Raw genomic sequence first — 17885 nt, forward strand, 5'->3', positions numbered from 1 at the left:
GCCCGCCGCCCTCAGCGGCGCGGGGCGCGGCCCTTCTCGTCGGCCGCTCCCCCGGCTCCCACCAGCCCCCTGGTGACGCCCTCCAGCCGGGGGGCGAAGCGGCGCATCTCGCGCTGCCCCACGGTGGCGATCAGCCCCGGCAGGTAGCCGCGCACCGACTGCATGCCCCGCAGCCACCACTGGGCGTACACATGGGCGGAGCGCCGCTCGATGCCGGCCACGATCCGGTCCACCGCCGGGCCGAGGGGATAGGTCCGGTTCGAGGGCCAGGGCAGCCGCGAGCGCAGCTCGGCCATCACCTCGTCCTGGTCGGCGCCGCGGACCATGTCGGTGTCCGTCCAGGACAGATAGCCGACGCCGACCCGCACGCCCCGGTAGCCGACCTCGGCCCGCAGGCTGTGCGCGAAGGCCTCCACGCCCGACTTGGACGCGCAGTAGGCGGACATCATCGGGGCCGGGGTGAGGGCGGCCAGCGAGGCGATCTGCAGGAAGTAGCCGCGGCTCTCGACGAGCACGGGCAGGAAGGCCCGGCCGGTCACCGCGCTGCCGACGAGGTTCACCTCGATCACCCGGCGCCAGGCCACCGGGTCGGAGTCCAGGAACGGACCGCCCGCCGCCACACCGGCGTTGGCGACCACGATGTCGACCTTGCCGAAGCGCTCCTTCACCTCCTGCGCCACCCGGGCCATGGCCTCGTGGTCGGTCACGTCGGCGTGCCAGTGGTCGCAGTCGGTGTGCAGCAGCCCGGCGACCCTCTTGAGTTCGTCCGGTTCGAGGCCGACGAGGGCCACCCTGGCGCCGCGTGCCGACAGCTTGCGCGCCAGCAGCTCGCCGACGCCGCGTGCGGCGCCGGTGACGACGGCGACCTGCCCTTCGAGACTCCGCCTGCTCATGCGGCCTCCTCCTTCGTGCTGCCGTGGGTGTCGACGAGTTCGCGGATCTTCGCGGTGACCGCCTCGGGCGCCTCGACGGGCGTCATGTGCCCCGTGCCCGCGAGTTCCACCAGCTCCACGCAGCGCGGCAGGTCGAGGGCGAGCCGCTTGGCGTGCACCAGGGGGGTGAGCCGGTCGGCGGTGCCCGCGACCACGACGGCCGGCACGTCGAGCGCCCGTACCCCCTTGTCGAGGTCCAGCCCGGCCAGCACCTCGGACCAGGCGACCCGGGCGTCCCGGGGGCAGGCGTGGACGATCCGGGCGCAGGCGTCGACGCGTTCGGGCGGGGACGCGGGCCCCATCGTGGCGTACTTGAGGATCCGCCGGGACACGGGGGTGACCGGCCCCAGGGGCGCCCGGGCACCGAGGACCGCGCGGGTGAGCCTGCTGCGCAGCCGGCCCGGGCGGAGCGGGACGACGCGGGCCTCGTCGGTGAGCCGGGCGCTGCCGGTGCTGCACAGCAGCACGGCGGCGGCGCGGGCCCGGAAGGCCGGCCGGTCGGCCGCGGCCATGATCGTCATACCGCCCATGGAGTGGCCCGCCAGGACGGCCCGCTCCCCCGGGGCCAGCGCGGTCGAGAGCACCGCCTCCAGATCGTCGGCGAGGCGGTCGGTGCCGGCCGGGCCGAGGGGGCTGCGGCCGTGGCCGCGCTGGTCGTAGGCGATGACGCGGTGGTCGCCGGCGAGGGCGCGGATCTGGGCGTCCCAGAAGCGGGTGGAGCAGGTCCACCCGTGGGCGAGCACGACGGCGGGCGCGTCATCGGGCCCGTGGACCTCCACATGGATGCGTGAGCCGTCGGCCGAGGCGGCGGTGAGCTCCCGGTCCGCGACCGGCGGGGCCCCGGCGCCCCGGGTCAGGCGGCTCATGCGGCCGCCTCCGCACCCCGGCCGGACTTCTTCGCGGCACCGTCCGCGCCCGGGAGCGCCCCGGCCGGGAGGGGGTCCCTGCGGACCCGGAGGACCTCGTACTCGGCCAGGTCCACGCGGCGGGTGGCGTTGCGGAACTCGGTGGTGGTGCCCGGCCAGACGGTGGTGTTGCGCCCGGCGGAGTCCAGGTACCAGCTGGTGCAGCCGCCGGTGTTCCACACCGTGCGCCTCATCCGCTCCTGCACCCTGCGGTTCCAGCCGTGGACCGCGGACGGGCGGGCGCAGAGCACGCTGCCCTCGCCGAGCACGTCGAGCTGGCGCAGGTAGTCGGCCATGTAGTTCAGCTGCGACTCGATCATGAGGATCATGGAGGAGTTCCCGAGGCCCGTGTTGGGGCCGATGATCGTCATCCAGTTGGGGAAGCCCGCGGCGGTGGCGCCGCGCAGCGCCTCCATCCCGTCCTTCCACGCCTCGGCCAGGGTGATCCCCTCGGCGCCGACGACGCGCTCGGCGATCGGCATGTCGGTGACGTGGAAGCCGGTGCCGAAGACGATCGCGTCGACCTCGGCCTCGGTGCCGTCCGCGGCGACGACGGTCGAGCCGCGGACCTCCTTCAGCCCGGAGGCGACCACGTCCACGTTGGGCTGTGCGAGCGCCGGGTAGTAGGTGCTGGAGAGCAGGATCCGCTTGCACCCGATGCGGTAGGACGGGGTGAGCCGGGCGCGCAGGGCGGGATCCTTGATCGCCTTGGCCATGTTGGCCTTGGCCAGGCGCTCGACGAGGCCCAGCTCCTCGGGCCGCTTGGTGAACGCCTGCACCTGGAGTTCGCGGATGCCCCACAGCAGACCCCGGCGGGCGGCTCCGGTGAACGGGAGCTGCCGGTGGATCCAGCGCTCGGCGGCGGAGATCCTGCGGTCCACCCGCGGCATGACCCACGGGGGCGTCCGCTGGAACAGCGTCAGGCGCCCGACCTCGGGCTGGATGGCGGGCACGATCTGGATCGCGGAGGCACCCGTGCCGACCACGGCGACCCGCTTCCCGGCCAGGTCGTAGTCGTGGTCCCAGCGGGCGGAGTGGAAGACCTTGCCCTCGAAGCCGTCGAGGCCGGGGATGTCCGGTGTCTTGGGGTCGGAGAGCGGCCCGGTCGCGGAGACGACCACGTCCGCGGTGAAGCGGCCGCGCGAGGTCTCGATCACCCAGCGGCCCTGTGCGGCGTCCCAGGCGGCCTTCAGCACCTCGTGGCCGAGGCGCAGGTGGGGCCGGAGTCCGAAGGTGTCGGTGACGTGCTCCAGGTAGGCCCGGATGTGCTCCTGCCCGGAGAAGGTCCTCGGCCAGTCCGGGTTGGGGGCGAAGGAGAACGAGTAGAGGTGGGAGGGGACGTCGCAGGCGCACCCCGGGTAGCTGTTGTCCCGCCAGGTGCCGCCGACCGACTCGGCCCGCTCCAGCACGACGAAGTCCGTGACCCCCTCGCGGCGCAGCCGGACCGCGGCGCCCAAGCCGCCGAATCCGGATCCGATCACCGCCACGCGTACCTGCTCGTGCTGCTGCTCCGTCATACCGCCGCCTCCTGCTGAAACCGCCGGACGTCCGTGTCTCCGCCCCCGGGGGAACGCTGCCAGTGTTCACTGGCATGGTTGGGAGGGTAGAGCAGCGGCATACCGAGCGGTAGGGGTCCGGCCCGACAAGTTACCGGCGGTACGCCTGACGGGGCTGCCCTTAGGCTTCCCGTGTGACCGGAGCGCGCGAGTACCGCATGGAGGAATTGGCCAGGGAGGCCGGCATCACGGTGCGCACCCTGCGCTTCTACCGTGAGCGCGGGCTCATCGACCCCCCGCGCCGCGAGGGGCGCATCGCCTGGTACGACGAGCACCACCTCGCCCGGCTGCGCACGATCGCCGCCCTGCTGGAGCGCGGTCACACGCTCAACGGCATCGCCGACCTCGCCACCGCGTTCGAGAGCGGACGGGACGTGGGCGAGGCCCTCGGCCTGGTCGAACCGACCGAGGAGACCCCGGTCCGCCTCACCCCCGAGGCCCTGGCCGACTACTTCGAGGGGCAGGTCACCCCGGAGAACCTGGCGAACGCGCTCAGGCTCGGCTACCTCGCGGTCGACGGGGACGAGATCGTCCACATCAGCCGGCGGCTGCTCGACGTCTCCGCCGCCCTCGTCCGCGAGGGCATCCCGCTCGCCGACGTCCTGGAGGCCGGACGCCGGGTGCGGGAGCACGCCGACGCCCTCGCCGCGCTCTTCCTCGACCTCCTGGGCTCCCACGGCGGCACCGGCACGGCCGATCCCGAGCGGCTGCGCCCCCTGGCCAAGAGCGTGGTGGACGCCGAACTGTCGATGGCGATGGACCGCAGGCTGCACGGCGAGCGGCCGGGGCAGTAGGGCGCGCCCGGGGAGGGCCGGTCCGCCGGGCCTCCCCGGGGCCCGGGATGCGCCGCCCGCCGCAGCCCCGAGCGGCCGGGCCGCCTCAGACGCCGTAGACCGCGGTCACCGGCGCATGGTCGCTCCAGCGCTCCCCGTGCGTGGCGGCCCGCTCCACCCACGCCTTCACCGCACGGTCCGCGAGCCCCGGCGTGGCCACCTGGAGGTCGATGCGCCAGCCCGAGTCGTTGTCGAAGGCCCGGCCCCGGTAGGACCACCAGGAGTAGGGGCCCTCCTGTCCCGGGTGGAGGGCGCGCACCACGTCGACGTAGCCGGCCTCCTCGTAGACCCGGGAGAGCCACTCGCGCTCCTCCGGCAGGAATCCCGCGTTCTTCCGGTTGGCCCGCCAGTTCTTCAGGTCGGCCTCGCGGTGCGCGATGTTCCAGTCGCCGCAGACCACGACCTCGCGCCCGTCGGCGGCCGCCCGTTCCCTCAGCTCCTTGAGGTAGGGCAGGAACTCGGCCAGGAAGCGCATCTTCTCGTCCTGCTTCCCGGTGCCCGCCTCACCCGAGGGCAGGTACAGGCTGGCGACCGTCACGCCCGGCAGGTCGGCCTCCGCATAGCGGCCGGAGCCGTCGAACTCGGAGGACCCGAAACCGACGCGGACCCGGTCCGGCTCCCGTCGCGTGAGGATCGCCACACCCGCGCGCCCCTTGGCCGCGGCCGGGGCGAAGAGGGTGAACCAGCCCTCGGGGCTGCGCACCCCGGCGGGCAGCTGGTCCTCCTCGGCGCGCACCTCCTGGAGGCAGACCACGTCCGCGGAGGTCCCCGCGAGCCACGGCAGGAAGCCCTTCCGGGCGGCGGCGCGCAGGCCGTTCACGTTGACGGAGGAAACGGTGAGCATTGCTGCACCCTACCGAGCCCGACCGGTCCGGCGGAGGGAGGGAACGGCGGAGCGGGCCGGGCAGGGCACCGCGGGTAGGACCCCCTCTCGCCTGCCCGTACGCTTTTCACCATGCAGCTTCGAGCCATGGCCTTCGACCACCCCGACGCGGTGAAGCTCAACGACCGGGTACAGCTTGAGTACGTCGAGCGCTACGGGGACGGTGAAGGCGACGTCACCCCCCTCGCCCCCTCGATGTTCGCCCCGCCGAGCGGCCTGTACCTGATCGCCTACGACGGCGACCGCCCGGTGGCGACCGGCGGCTGGCGGTCGCAGGACGCCAACCCGCTGGGCTACGCGGACGGCGACGCGGAGCTGAAGCGCATGTACGTCATACCCGAGGCGCGCGGCCTGGGCCTGGCCCGCCGCATCCTGGCGGCCCTCGAAGCCGACGCGCGCGAGGCAGGGCGCGTCCGGATGGTGCTGGAGACCGGCGACATGCAGCCCGAGGCGCTGGCCCTCTACGCCTCCAGCGGCTACCTGGCGTGCGGGAAGTTCGGCCACTACCGGGAGTACGACAGCAGCCGCTGCATGGCCAAGCCCCTCTCCTGACCCGGGGCCGGCCCCCCGTCCCCCGCTTCGCCCGGGCGGCGCCGTCCGGGCCCTCGGGCCCGCCCCGGGCGGCCCGCCCGCCGAGGAGGTCCATGCGCGCCGCCGCGCCCCACCGCACCTGGCCGACCGACCTGCCCGTCCTCGTGGTCGCCGCCGCCTGGGGCTCCAGCTACCTCGCCGCCAAGGGCGTCACCACGGCACAGACCGTACTGGCCGTACTGGTGCTCCGGTTCTCCCTGGTGCTGCCCGTCCTGGTCCTCGCCGGCCGGCGCAGGCTGCGGGCCCTCGACGCCCGGCAGGTGCGCGGCGCGGGCGTACTCGGGCTCGTCCTGGCGGGGATCTTCCTCCTGGAGACCTACGGCGTGGTGCACACCTCGGCCACCAACGCCGGGCTCATCATCAGCCTCACGATGATCATCACGCCGGTCGCCGAAAGCCGTCTGACGGGCGTGCCCCTGCCCCGCCCGTTCCTCTGCGCCGCGGGCCTGTCCGTCGCGGGGATCGTGCTGCTCACCCAGGGCGCGGGCTTCACCGCGCCGTCCCTGGGCGACCTGCTGATGCTGGCGGCCGCGGCCGCCCGTACGGTGCACGTCCTGGCCATGTCGCGGATGCGCTCGGTGCAGGGCGCCGACGCGCTGTCGCTGACCACCGTCCAGCTGGGCACGGCGACGGCCGTCTTCGCCGTGCTCTGCGCAGCCCCCGGGACCGGGCGCACCCCCTGGGAGGCCGCCGCCGTCCTCGGGACCGGGCAGTGGCTGTGGCTGCTCCATCTCTCCCTGTCCTGCACGCTGTTCGCCTTCTTCGTCCAGATGTGGGCCGTGCGACGGAGCTCCCCTTCCCGGGTGAGCCTGCTGCTCGGCACCGAGCCGGTCTGGGCGGCCGTCGCGGGAATCGCCCTCGCCGGGGACCGGCCCGGATGGACGGGACTGCTGGGCGCGCTGCTGGTGCTCGCCGGGACGGCCTGGGGCCGCCGTGCCGCCGCCCCTCCCGCACCGGCACCCGCCGGCCCCGCCGGACAGGCGCCCGGCCCGGGGCGGGTGGCGCGGGAGCACCCCCTGCCGTCGCCCGGGGCCGCCCCGCCGCCGCCTGCCTGACGGCCCCTCGGCCCGGCCCGGCGCCGCACCGCCTCCCGGGGAGGGGCCACCCGCGCGGGCGCGGGCGCGGCGGGGGAACGCGCCACGGGCCCCACCGGATGTACGCCGCACAAGCCTCGGCGTGGTGCATGGTGGACCTGCGCGCCGCTCCGGACCGGCGGGGCGCACACCTCACCGAGGACCGAGGGGAGTCCGTCGGCCTTCCGGCAGCGACCGGTGCCGTCCGCACACCCCCGGCACGGCCCCACGCCGGACGGTCCGCACGGCGAGACAGGGAGACCGCCATGCCCGACGGAGACCGCGGGCGCGACCACGGGCGGGCCGACGCCTCCGGAGCCGGCGCTCCCGGGAGTCCGCGCCTGGGGCTGACGCTCACCGCGGCCGCGATGTGCATCTTCGTGGTGCAGCTCGACTTCCTCGCGCTCAACCTCGCACTGCCCCGGATGGCCTCCGAACTCGGGACGAGCACCACCGATCTCCAGTGGGTGATCAGCGGCTACATGCTCGCCCTCGCCGCCTTCCTCATCCCCGGCGGACGCCTCGGCGACATCTTCGGCCGCCGGCGGGTGCTGATCGTCGGACTGGCCGTCTTCGGGCTCTGCTCGCTGGGCGCGGGGCTCTCCTCGTCCGCCGCCGTGGTCGTCGTGCTGCGCATCCTCCAGGGCACCGGGGCAGGCATCCTCTTCCCCCTGGCCGTCGCCGTGGTGACCGACGCCTACCCGCGCGAGCGGACGATGCGCGCGATCGGCAACGCCTACGGGATCGGCGCCCTCGCCCTGGCCCTCGGGCCGCTGGTCGGCGGCGGGCTGACGGAGCTGATCGGCTGGCGGTGGGTCCTGCTGATCAACGTGCCGACCGTCCTGGTGGCGATCCTCGTCGTACGGGCGGGCGTGCGGGAGTCCCGGGACACGACCGTGCCGCGGACCATCGACCTGCCCGGCCTGGTCACCGTGGTGCTCGGCATCGCCGGACTGACGCTCGCGGTCGACCGGGCGAACGCCTGGCCCGCGGGCGCCACCGTCGCCGTCGCGGCGGCGGGGCTGCTGATGCTCGGGCTGTTCGTGCTCCGGGAGCGGAGGGCCCGATGGCCGCTGGTGGCCCTGGACCTCTTCCGCAACACGCCGTACGTGATCGTGACCCTGATGGCGACGGTGGCCAACATCGCCTTCGTGGTCGCGATGTACGGCGTCACGGTCTACCTCCAGGAGGTCGAGGGGCACTCGCCGCTGGTGTCCGGTGTCATCTTCCTGGCCTCCTCCGTCACCGCGGGCTTCGCGGGCCCGGTCTCCGGATGGCTGGGCGAGCGCTTCGACATCCCCCGGACCATCGCCGCCGCGACGGTCCTCGGCGCCGTGGGGCTCGGCCTCGTGTCGCTCTCCGACGCCCTCGGCAGCTACCTGCCCGGCCTCGCCCTGGTGGGGCTCGGCTACGGCATCGGCTGGGCCATGGCGAGCATCGGCACCCAGACGGTCGTCCCGGCCGAGCGTGCCGGTCAGGCCTCCGGGGTCACCCTCGCCATCGTGATCGGCGTCGCGGGCATGTTCGTGGCCGCCGGGGCGACGTTGATCGAGGTCAGGGCCGAGGACGTCGGCCTCGGGACCTCGATCGAGGACGCGCTGCGCTGGATGGCCATCGGCAGCGCGGTCGCGGCGGCCGCCCTCGGCGCACTCGCCGCACGCCTGATGCCGCGCACCACCGCGGGGACCTCCTGACGGCCGGATGCCTCTGACGGGCAGCTCTCCTGACGAGCGGTGGGACGCACTTCCGGGCGGGACGACTCGCCGGGGGGCTCCCCCGAACCACTGCACCACCCGCCTGATCGTGCCGGGAGACAGTGACTCGGGTGCCGCCTGGCGGGCCACGACAGGGCGCGACTCCCGTGGAAGCTCGCGACCCCGCATCACAACATGCCGATCGCCACGGCCCGGTGCGCTCCCCCATGCCCGAAGCCGGGCGAGCACGCGCGGCACGCGTGCCGCGCCACCCTGACCGCGTGGCAAGCCGACAAACGACGAGATCCCGCCCGATCTTGCGATCGGACGGGATCTCGTCACCATTCCCGAGCGAACTCAAGAACAGCTGTGCGTGGACCTGAGGGGATTTGAACCCCTGGCCCCCTCGATGCGAACGAGGTGCGCTACCGGACTGCGCCACAGGCCCTTGCAACGAGTGAAACTCTAGCATCCCGATCCGGGTGCTCCGAAATCCGTTCCGCGGACTCCACGGCGGCGAACGGCCCTCGTGCCGAGCCCGTGCCGGGACGCGGCGCCCGGCGCGACCGTGCCCCGGCGCCTTTCAGGCGCCGGGGCACGGTGGGGTGGGTCCGGCCGGAGTCACTCGTTGGCCGCGCGGGGCCGGTCCTCGTCCGCGTACTGGTCGAAGAGCGGGGTGCGGCCCCGTTCCCGGGAGCGCCGCTGCTGGGGCGGCCGCCGCTCCGAGGGCGCCTCCTCCTGCGGCGGGGTGGGCTCCGCCGCCGAGGAGCGGGCCGAGCTCCAGGTCTCCGGGTCGTTCACGTCCACCCCGCCGGCCGCGCGGGGGGCGACGGGGGCCGTGACGTAGGTGGGAAGGGGCACGGGGACGGGGTCCCAGCTGTCACCGGCGGCCGAGGGGCCGCGCTGCCGCCGCTGCTGGTCGACCCACTCCGCATGGTCGGTCTGCTCGACGAGCGCCCGGCGCCCGGCCTCCTGCGGCGAGACGGCGGACACGGGCTGAGGTTCGGCCGACTCGGCGGGCTCCTCGTCGGCGTCCGCCGCCCCGGGCTGGGGCTGCGGTCGGCGGCGCCCGCCCTCGCGCAGCTGCCGGGCGGCGGCCTCGGCCTGCCGCCGGTCCATGACGTAGGCGAACCTCCGGCGCTCCTGCTTGCGCAGGTGGGCGATGTACGTGGTCAGCAGAGCCGCGGGGGCGGCGGGGGCCCAGAGGAAGCCGATCCCGCCGACGGCGGCGACGATCGCACCCGCGGTGAACGCCACGAAGAGGACGGAGGTGGTCCGTCTGCGGCGGGCGAGCACCTTGCCCCGGCGGGCCCGCTCGGCGGCGGCCCGCTCCGCTCCCGCCCTGCCTCCCTGGCGCTGCATCCGCGGCTGCCGCGGCCGGGCGGCGGGTGCGGGCGCACGTTCGGGCGCGCGTTCGGGCGCGGGGGCTTCGGTTCGGGGCGCGGCGAAGGCCCGGACGTCCACGGAACCCATCCGGTCCGTGGCCGCATCCGGGTCCACGTCGTACTCGGGCTGCTCGGCCGCGCGGCCCCGCTGGTCCTTGGCGTACCGCCGCTCCATTCCCGCCCGGCCCGAGAGCAGCCGGATGGCCGTGGAGAAGCGTTCCGTCGGACGAGCCTCGTTCAACTCGTCCTGCCTGCGGAGCCACATCGGCACCAAGTAGGCGGCCCAGGCCCCGACGATGACTGCGTAGATGAGGCCGCTGCTGCTCACGCCTCACACCGTAGAGGGATACGCCCGGCGGCATCCGCCAATTGGGCCGGTGTGTCGCACGATCTGGCTGATATCACGGACTTTTTTTGTGATTACCGGGATCGCACACGGATACCCCGAGACCAATATCGAACATTTATTTTATTTCCTGTGCCGTTCCGGGTCCCGTCCCCGGTGCGGAGCCCGTCCCCGGTGCCGGGCCCGGTTCCGGGCGGGAACCCGCGACCGGGCCTCCCTGCTCGGTCGGGGCCGCCGGGCGCGAGCGGTGCCACCGCCGCAGCAGCCCCTCGGGCACCTCGTCCGCCGTGAGCGCGTAGACGAGGTGGTCCCGCCAGGCCCCGTCGATATGGAGATAGCGCGGGCGCAGCCCCTCCTCACGGAAGCGGAGTTTCTCCACCACCCGGCGACTCGGGCCGTTCTCCGGGCGAATGCAGACCTCGATCCGGTGCAGCCCCACGGTACGGAAGCAGTGGTCGACGGCGAGCGCCACGGCGGTCGGCATCACACCGCGGCCCGCGACCTCGCGGTCGACCCAGTAGCCGACATGGCCCGAGCACATCGAGCCCCAGGTGATCCCGGCCACGGTCAGCTGCCCGACCAGCCGTCCCTGGTACTCGATCACGAAGGGCAGCATCCGCCCCGCATGGGCCTCGGAGCGAAGGTGGCGCACCATCTGGCGGTAGGTGGGCCGCTGGGCGACCGGCCCGCCCGGCGCCGGCGGCGGGATCGTGGCCTCCCAGGGTCTGAGCCAGTCGCGGTTGCGCCGGTTGACCTCACGCCAGGCCCGCTGGTCGCGGAGCTTTATGGGCCGCAGGACGACGTCGCCGTCCGCCAGCACCACCGGCCAGGTCGCGTTCATGACGCGGGGGACGGCTCTGGGGAGGCTGCGGGGCCCGGGTGGTCACCGCCGCGCAGCTGGTCGACCGCGTGCCGCAGCAGCGGTTCCAGCACGGCGAGCCCGTCGCGGACCCCTCCGGTGGACCCCGGGAGGTTCACGACGAGGGTGCGGCCCGCCACCCCGGCGACGCCTCGGGAGAGGGCCGCCGTGGGGACCTTGCCGCGGCCGTGGGCGCGGATGGCCTCGGCGATGCCCGGCACCTCGCGGTCGAGGAGCGCGCGGGTGGCCTCGGGGGTGCGGTCGGTGGGTGAGATCCCGGTACCGCCGGTGGTCACGACCACGTCGTACGCGGCCCGGACTCCCTCCCGCAGGGCCTCCTCGACGGGCGCGCCGTCGGGCACCACCCGGGGGCCGTCGACCGTGAAGCCGAGGGCCGTCAGCGCCTCGGCGATCACCGGTCCGCCGCGGTCCGCGTAGACGCCCGCCGCGGCGCGGTTGGACGCCGTGACGACGAGGGCGCGGTAGGGGGCCGCGGAGCCGGCATGTTCCCCGGCGGTCATGAGCCCGCCTGCTCTCGATGCCAGTCGCCGGACTTGCCGCCGGTCTTCTCCTCCACCCGGACGTCCGTGATGACGGCGGCCTTGTCGACGGCCTTGACCATGTCGACGACGGTGAGAGCGGCCACCGACACCGCTGTCAGGGCCTCCATCTCGACCCCGGTGCGGTCGGTGGTCTTCACCGTGGCCGCGATCTCGACGGCGTCGTCGGCGACGGAGAGGTCCAGCTTCACCCCCGAAACGGCGAGCGGGTGGCAGAGCGGGACCAGGTCGGGCGTCCGCTTGGCGCCCATGATCCCGGCGATGCGCGCCGTGGCCAGGGCGTCGCCCTTCGGCACGCCCTCACCACGCAGCAACTCCACGACCCGCGGTGACACCAGGACGCGGCCGGTGGCCCGCGCGGTGCGGGCCGTGGCGTCCTTCTGGGAGACGTCGACCATGCGGGCCGCTCCCGCCTCGTCGATGTGCGTCAGCCTGCTCTGCGTACTCATGTGCGCTGTGTGCTCCCGGTAGGGACCCGTACGGGCCGTGTGTGGGCAGACACGCTACCGCCACCGCGGGCCCCTCACCCCAGGAGGACCACGTCGACCCCGGCTCCGGGCTCCACGGACGTCGTCCTCTCGGGGACCACGATGAGGCAGTCGGCGTGCGCGAGCGCGGCAACGAGGTGGGATCCGGCACCGCCGACCGGTGCCACGCGCCCCGCCTCGGCGTCGTAGCGACCGCGCAGGAACTGGCGCTTGCCGTCCGGCGAGGTGAGCGGCCCCTCCGCGTCCAGCAGAGCGCGGACCGTCGGGCGGTGCACGTCGTCGAGCCCCATCAGCGTGCGGATCGCGGGCCGGACGAACAACTCGAACGAGACGTAGCTGGAGACCGGGTTGCCCGGCAGGGCGAGCAGCGGCGTGTGCTCCGGACCGATGGAACCGAAGCCCTGGGGCTTGCCCGGCTGCATGGCGAGCCTGCGGAAGTCGACACCGCTGCCGGGCACGTCCTCGTCCCCGGTGGGGGCGAGCGCCTCCTTGACCACGTCGTAGGCGCCCACACTGACACCTCCCGTGGTGACCAGGAGGTCGGCGCGGAGCAGCTGGTCCTCGATGGCGGCGCGGAGCAGCTCCGGATCGTCGGTGACCGCCCCCACCCGGTAGGCGATGGCACCGGCGTCCCGGGCGGCGGCGGCGAGCGCGAAGCTGTTGGAGTCGTAGATCCTTCCCGTGGTCAGCTCCTCGCCGGGCTGGGCCAGTTCACTTCCGGTGGAGAGGACGACGACCCGGGGACGGGGGCGCACCCGGACGGTGCCCCGGCCGATCGCCGCGAGCAGCCCGATCTGGGGCGGGCCGAGGACGGTACCGGCCGCGAGCGCGAGGTCGCCCGCCTGCACGTCGCTGCCGCGGGCGCGCACATGGGCGTGCTCCTCGACCGGCCGGTACACCCGGACCTCGCCCGCGGCACCCTCGGGGGCCTGCCCGGCGGGGAGCATCGACGTCGCGGCCCCGCCGCCGGTGCCGCCGTCGGTCCACTCGACGGGGACGACCGCCTGCGCCCCGGGCGGAAGCGGCGCACCGGTCATGATCCGGGCGGCCTGGCCCGGACCGACCGTCGGCAGCCCCTCGCTCCCGGCCGCGATGTCGCCGATCACGGCCAGGACCGCCGGGGAGTCCTCGCCGGCCCCCGCGAGGTCGGCGACGCGGACGGCGTAGCCGTCCATGGAGCTGTTGTCGAAGGGCGGCAGGGCGACGGGGACGGTGACGTCGTCGACCAGGACGCAGCCCTGGGCCTCGGGAAGCTGCAGCTCGATCGGGTCCAGCGGCCGGACAGAGGCGAGGATGTCCTCCAGGTGGTCGTCGACCGACCAGATCGTGCTGCTCACGGTGTCTACATCTCCTCGGTCACGAATCGGCGGAGCCAGGCGCGGAACTCCGGGCCAAGATCCTCACGCTCGCACGCGAGTCTGACAATGGCACGCAGGTAGTCGCCCCGGTCGCCGGTGTCGTAGCGGCGGCCCTTGAAGACGACGCCGTGGACCGGCCCCACCGAAGACCCGCCCGCGAGGTGGGCGTCGGCGAGCTTCTGGATGGCGTCGGTCAGCTGGATCTCGCCACCGCGCCCGGGCTCGGTCTCCCTCAGTATCCCGAAGATCGCCGGGTCGAGGACGTAGCGGCCGATGATGGCCAGATTGCTGGGCGCCTCCCCGGCCTCGGGCTTCTCCACGAGGTCGGTCACCTGGACGACGTCGCTGTCCCCGGTGGGCTTCACCGCGGCGCAGCCGTACTGGTGGATCTGCGCGGGGTCGACCTCCATCAGGGCGATCACGCTGCCGCCCTCCCGCTGCTGGACCTCGACCATACGGGCCAGCAGCGGGTCACGGGGGTCGATCAGGTCGTCGCCGAGGAGGACGGCGAAGGGCTGGTCGCCGACGTGGGGGGCGGCGCAGAGCACCGCGTGCCCCAGGCCCCTCGGGTCCCCCTGGCGGACGTAGTGCATGGTGGCGAGGTCGCTGGACTCCTGGACCCGGGCGAGCCGGCCGGCGTCGCCCTTGCGCGACAGGGCCTCCTCCAGCTCGTAGTTGCGGTCGAAGTGGTCCTCCAGGGGGCGCTTGTTGCGCCCGGTGATCATCAGGACGTCGGAGAGCCCCGCGGAGACGGCCTCCTCCACCACGTATTGGATGGCGGGCTTGTCGACCACAGGCAGCATCTCCTTCGGGGTGGCCTTGGTGGCCGGAAGGAACCGGGTGCCGAGACCGGCGGCGGGGATGACAGCCTTGCTGATCCTGGGGTGCGACTGAGTCATGCGGAGCACCTTAGCGACTGAGTATGGGGGGAAGATGATGCTCCGGTTAACTTCCTCCTTATAACAGTGCATACGAGAGGTTCACCGTCGGCGAATGAGGAACGACATGTCCGAGAAGGGCGCTCTGCGCCGCGAACTGCTCGCCGCCCGGCGCCTGCTGCCGCCGGAGGAGGCCCGGAGCGCCGCGGCCGTCCTCGCCCGGCAGGCCCTGCTCCTGCCGGAGGTGGCGGAGGCGGACACCGTGGCCGCCTATGTCTCGGTGGGGAGCGAGCCCGGCACCCGGGCCCTGCTCGACGTGCTGCGCGCGCGGGGTACGCGGGTGCTGCTGCCGGTGCTGCTGCCGGACAACGACCTGGACTGGGCGCCCTACCGGGGGGCGGAGCACCTGGCCTCGGCCGGACGGGGGCTGCTGGAGCCCCAGGGCACCCGGCTCGGTCCGGACGCCGTGCTGGAGGCCGGGACGGTACTGCTGCCGGGGCTGGCGGTGGACGGCCGGGGCATGCGGCTGGGGCGCGGGGGCGGCTCCTACGACCGGGTGCTGTCCCGGCTCTCCGCGGCGGGGGCCGACCCGGCACTCGTGGTGCTCCTCTACACGGACGAGGTGGTCGATCAGGTCCCGGTGGAACCCCACGACCGCCCCGTCCATGCGGTGGTCACTCCTGCCGGCGTGCGGCGCTTCACCCGGCCGCGCCGCCCGGCGGACGCAGGGTGAGGGTGTCGGCCGTGGCGGTGTCCACCGCCTCTCCGGTGTAGACCCAGTCCAGCAGCTCGCCCTTGGCCCACTTGTCGGTCTGGTCGGTGTAGTGACTGTGGTAGGCGTGGCCCGATGCCCCGGTGAGGTTGATCCACCGGGACTTGTCCCAGTCGCCGACGTTGAGCACCATCCGCATGGACGGCACCCAGACCACGTCGTAGCCGCCCGCCGCGTTCCAGCCCGTGGCGTTGACGGCCGCCTCGCCGCCGCCGAGGTTCCACGGGCCGCGGTTCAGCATGGACCGGAGGAATCCGGGGCCCTGGGTACCGAGGGTCTGGTTGCGCAGGGTCAGCTGGTGGAGTCGGCCCCAGCTCCAGGTCGAGGCGTCCTTGCCCATCTCGGCCGTGAGCTCCCAGCGCGCGTCCTCCATCGCGCGGGCGAGCAGTTCGTCCCGGGTGTCGGTCGGCTCGTCCGTCCGCGTACCGGGGCTGCGCCACCAGGCGTTGTCCTCGTCCTTGAGCAGCCGGCGGACCACCTCGTACCACCGGTCGCCCCCGTCGGGCTGTGCGGAGTCGGCGTCCCGCTGGCCGCATTCACGCACCCGCTCCACGAGGTCGTCGTCCGGTGCGGTGCTGTCCGCGGGCAGCACGCTCAGGCACTCGCCCTCGATCCGCAGCTCCTTGGGGAGCTTGTTGCCGAAGGCCAGCTTGAGGACGTTGCGCCACACGCCGTTGAAGTAGGCGGCGGCCGCCGAGTCCGGTTCCTGGGTGTAGTCCCAGCCCTCCAGCAGCTTCTGCGCCTCACGGACATAGGCGTCGGAGACGTCGATCTTGAGCAGGTAGGGGGTCAGCAGCTTGGCTATCTCGCTGCTGTTGTCCATCTGCATGGTGCGCATGTCCTCGGTGGAGATCTTGCCCCCGCCCCGGATCTTGGACTCGATCAGATCGTTGATGCGCTGGCTCCGGGCACCGTAGCCGTAGTCCTCGGTGATGAGGTACGGGTACGTCTCGGCGTCGATCACGGACTGGTTGGCCGTGACGATGTAGCCGCGGGCCGGGTCGTACTCGTAGGGAAGTTCGTCGAAGTCGATGTAGCCGTCCCACTTGTACCGCGGGTCCCAGCCCGGGGCGGGGGTGCGGCCGTCGCCCTCGGCGCGGATCGGGATCCGCCCGGGCGCCTGGTAGCCGATGTGGCCCTTGGTGTCCGCGTAGATCATGTTCTGGGACGGGACCTCGAAGTCCTTGGCCGCCGCGCGGAAGCCGGCGAAGTCCTTGGCCCGGTTGAGCGTGAAGACGGCGTCCATGCTCCTGCCCGGCTGGAGCGCGGTCCACTGCAGGGCGACCGCGTAGCCGGAGCCCCGGTCGGGGGCCGCGTTGGAGACGGGCGCGCGGTCGCCCACCCTCGCCAGTTCCTTGCTGCGGTCGGAGACGAGCGGGCCGTGCTCGGTGGACCGGACGGTGATGGTCTTGTCCGCCCCCCCGGCGACCTTGATGACCTCCTCGCGGACGGTCAGCGCCTTCTCCTTGCCGCCCACCAGGTAGCTGTCACCGTCGAGCTTCTCCAGGTAGAGGTCGGTGACGTCCGCCCCGAGGTTGGTGAAGCCCCAGGCGATGTCCTGGTTGTGGCCGATGACGACACCGGGCATGCCGGAGAAGCTGTAGCCGGCCACGTCGAAGGTGCACTCCGAGGAGAGCTCGCGGCAGTGGAGGCCCGTCTGGTACCAGAGCGACGGAAGCTGCGGCGCGAGGTGCGGGTCGTTGGCCAGCAGGGGCTTCCCGGTGGTCGTGTACTTGCCGCTCACGACCCAGGAGTTGGATCCGATGCCACTGCCGTTGGGGCCGAGGAGCGCCGGGATGTCGTCGAGGGTGTCCGCCAGGGCCCCGAGCTGCGTGGTGAACCCCGCCGCCGCTCCCGCAGGGGTGCCGGTGCCGGGAGCACCGTCGGCCCCGCCGGAGCCGCTGCCGCTTCCCGCACCGCCGGCCGAGGGCTCGGCCTCCGGGTCGTAGGCGCCGGTCGCCGGGTCGATCCCGCCCTCCTGGACGATCGGCTTGTTCCGGTCGTACGGGTAGTCCGGGTACAGGTCGCGGATCTGGTCGGCGCCGAGGCGGCTCGTGAGCAGCGAACGGTCGATCTCGTCCTGCATGTTGCCGCGCAGGTCCCAGGCCATCGCCTTCAGCCAGGCGACCGAGTCCACCGGTGTCCACGGCTCCGGCGTGTAGTCGTTCGCGAAGGACAGCGCGGCGTACTCCACGGACAGCTCGTCGGCGGAGCGCCCCTCGACATAGGCGTTGACGCCGTCGGCGTAGGCCTGGAGGTACTTCTTCGTCTCGGGCGAGAGCCGGGTGTCGTACTCCTCCTGGGCGACGTTGCGCCAGCCCAGGGTCCGCAGGAAGGCATCGGTCTCGATCTGCGCCGAGCCGAACATCTCGGACAGCCGGCCCGCGGTCAGGTGGCGCCGGACGTCCATCTCCCAGAAGCGGTCCTGGGCCTGGACGAACCCTTGGGCGCGGAACAGGTCCTCGTCGCTGTCGGCGTAGATCTGCGGGATGCCGTAGGCGTCCCTCTTCACCTCCACCGTGCCGTCGAGGCCCTCGACCTCCAGCGAACCGGTGGTCTGGGGGAAGGAGGCGCGGACCGTGCCGACGCTCCAGTAGGCGCCGTACCCGACACCCGCGACGAGCGCCAGCACCAGGACGAGCACGAGCAGTCGGGCACGTCGCCCCTTCTTCTTCTTGGGGGAAGAGGCTGTTGTGTTGGCGGGCATCGCTGTCCTTCGAGGGGCAGGGTGGTCCTGGCAGTGCTGAGGCAACTCTAGGCGCAGCACCCGGC

General features: G+C 73.5%; 16 protein-coding genes and 1 tRNA gene. 5 read left to right on the forward strand and 12 right to left on the reverse strand.

What is annotated here, in order from left to right; all coding sequences use genetic code 11:
- Positions 1-11: 11 nt before the first annotated feature.
- The 3 genes from NPS70_RS21070 to NPS70_RS21080 are packed head-to-tail and all read right to left on the reverse strand — an operon-like array spanning position 12 to position 3354.
- Positions 12-893 (reverse strand): SDR family oxidoreductase, encoded by an 882-nt coding sequence (locus NPS70_RS21070; RefSeq protein WP_256525910.1) that lies wholly within the window; start codon positions 891-893, stop codon positions 12-14.
- Positions 890-1798 carry an alpha/beta fold hydrolase gene (locus tag NPS70_RS21075; protein WP_256525911.1) on the reverse strand — a complete coding sequence of 303 codons (909 nt, stop codon included), beginning with the start codon at positions 1796-1798 and terminating at the stop codon, positions 890-892. The genes NPS70_RS21070 and NPS70_RS21075 overlap by 4 nt, the downstream gene beginning before the upstream one ends.
- The gene (locus NPS70_RS21080; RefSeq protein WP_256525912.1) at positions 1795-3354 is read right to left on the reverse strand and encodes an NAD(P)/FAD-dependent oxidoreductase; all 1560 of its coding nucleotides are present in this window, start codon (positions 3352-3354) and stop codon (positions 1795-1797) included. The genes NPS70_RS21075 and NPS70_RS21080 overlap by 4 nt, the downstream gene beginning before the upstream one ends.
- 197 nt (positions 3355-3551) lie before the next feature.
- Here NPS70_RS21080 and NPS70_RS21085 point away from each other — a divergent pair, with 197 nt between their 5' ends.
- On the forward strand, positions 3552-4187 hold the full coding sequence (locus NPS70_RS21085; protein ID WP_256525967.1) for a MerR family transcriptional regulator: 636 nt from the start codon (positions 3552-3554) through the stop codon (positions 4185-4187).
- Positions 4188-4272: 85 nt separating this feature from the next.
- Here the strand turns inward: NPS70_RS21085 and NPS70_RS21090 are convergent, their stop codons facing one another.
- Positions 4273-5070: an exodeoxyribonuclease III gene (locus NPS70_RS21090; RefSeq protein WP_256525913.1), complete on the reverse strand. Its 798-nt coding sequence runs from the start codon at positions 5068-5070 to the stop codon at positions 4273-4275.
- A 111-nt stretch (positions 5071-5181) separates the two neighbouring features.
- Between NPS70_RS21090 and NPS70_RS21095 the strand changes: the two genes are divergently transcribed.
- The 3 genes from NPS70_RS21095 (at position 5182) to NPS70_RS21105 (ending at position 8467) form a co-directional block, all read left to right on the forward strand.
- A complete protein-coding gene (locus tag NPS70_RS21095; RefSeq protein ID WP_256525914.1) occupies positions 5182-5661 on the forward strand; it encodes a GNAT family N-acetyltransferase in 480 nt (159 codons plus the stop codon).
- 92 nt (positions 5662-5753) lie between these two features.
- A complete protein-coding gene (locus NPS70_RS21100; RefSeq protein WP_256525915.1) occupies positions 5754-6755 on the forward strand; it encodes a DMT family transporter in 1002 nt (333 codons plus the stop codon).
- A gap of 284 nt (positions 6756-7039) precedes the next feature.
- Positions 7040-8467: an MFS transporter gene (locus tag NPS70_RS21105; RefSeq protein WP_256525916.1), complete on the forward strand. Its 1428-nt coding sequence runs from the start codon at positions 7040-7042 to the stop codon at positions 8465-8467.
- A gap of 374 nt (positions 8468-8841) precedes the next feature.
- Here NPS70_RS21105 and NPS70_RS21110 read toward each other — a convergent pair.
- The 7 genes from NPS70_RS21110 to galU form a co-directional block, all read right to left on the reverse strand.
- A tRNA-Ala gene (locus NPS70_RS21110) sits at positions 8842-8915 on the reverse strand.
- A 173-nt stretch (positions 8916-9088) separates the two neighbouring features.
- Positions 9089-10180: a gephyrin-like molybdotransferase receptor GlpR gene (gene glpR, locus NPS70_RS21115; protein ID WP_256525917.1), complete on the reverse strand. Its 1092-nt coding sequence runs from the start codon at positions 10178-10180 to the stop codon at positions 9089-9091.
- Positions 10181-10316: 136 nt separating this feature from the next.
- The gene (locus NPS70_RS21120) at positions 10317-11021 is read right to left on the reverse strand and encodes a GNAT family N-acetyltransferase (RefSeq protein WP_256525968.1); all 705 of its coding nucleotides are present in this window, start codon (positions 11019-11021) and stop codon (positions 10317-10319) included.
- Positions 11022-11035: 14 nt separating this feature from the next.
- Positions 11036-11578, reverse strand: a complete 543-nt coding sequence (locus tag NPS70_RS21125) for a molybdenum cofactor biosynthesis protein B (RefSeq protein WP_256525918.1) — start codon at positions 11576-11578, stop codon at positions 11036-11038.
- Complete coding sequence (gene moaC / locus NPS70_RS21130) at positions 11575-12066, reverse strand: cyclic pyranopterin monophosphate synthase MoaC (protein ID WP_256525919.1); 492 nt, start codon at positions 12064-12066, stop codon at positions 11575-11577. The genes NPS70_RS21125 and moaC overlap by 4 nt, the downstream gene beginning before the upstream one ends.
- Before the next feature lie 74 nt (positions 12067-12140).
- Entirely contained in the window at positions 12141-13442 is a 1302-nt protein-coding gene (gene glp, locus NPS70_RS21135; RefSeq protein WP_256525920.1) for a gephyrin-like molybdotransferase Glp, read from the reverse strand.
- Between the two features lie 5 nt (positions 13443-13447).
- Entirely contained in the window at positions 13448-14362 is a 915-nt protein-coding gene (gene galU / locus NPS70_RS21140) for a UTP--glucose-1-phosphate uridylyltransferase GalU (protein ID WP_256525921.1), read from the reverse strand.
- Positions 14363-14456: 94 nt separating this feature from the next.
- Here galU and NPS70_RS21145 point away from each other — a divergent pair, with 94 nt between their 5' ends.
- Positions 14457-15074 (forward strand): 5-formyltetrahydrofolate cyclo-ligase, encoded by a 618-nt coding sequence (locus NPS70_RS21145; RefSeq protein WP_256525922.1) that lies wholly within the window; start codon positions 14457-14459, stop codon positions 15072-15074.
- Here the strand turns inward: NPS70_RS21145 and NPS70_RS21150 are convergent.
- Positions 15040-17820 (reverse strand): penicillin acylase family protein, encoded by a 2781-nt coding sequence (locus tag NPS70_RS21150; protein ID WP_256525923.1) that lies wholly within the window; start codon positions 17818-17820, stop codon positions 15040-15042. The two genes, NPS70_RS21145 and NPS70_RS21150, sit on opposite strands and share 35 nt — an antisense overlap.
- Positions 17821-17885 lie beyond the last annotated feature (65 nt).

Origin of the sequence: Streptomyces sp. C10-9-1, assembly GCF_024497955.1 — a bacterium.
Classification (GTDB): Bacteria; Actinomycetota; Actinomycetes; order Streptomycetales; family Streptomycetaceae; genus Streptomyces; species Streptomyces sanyensis.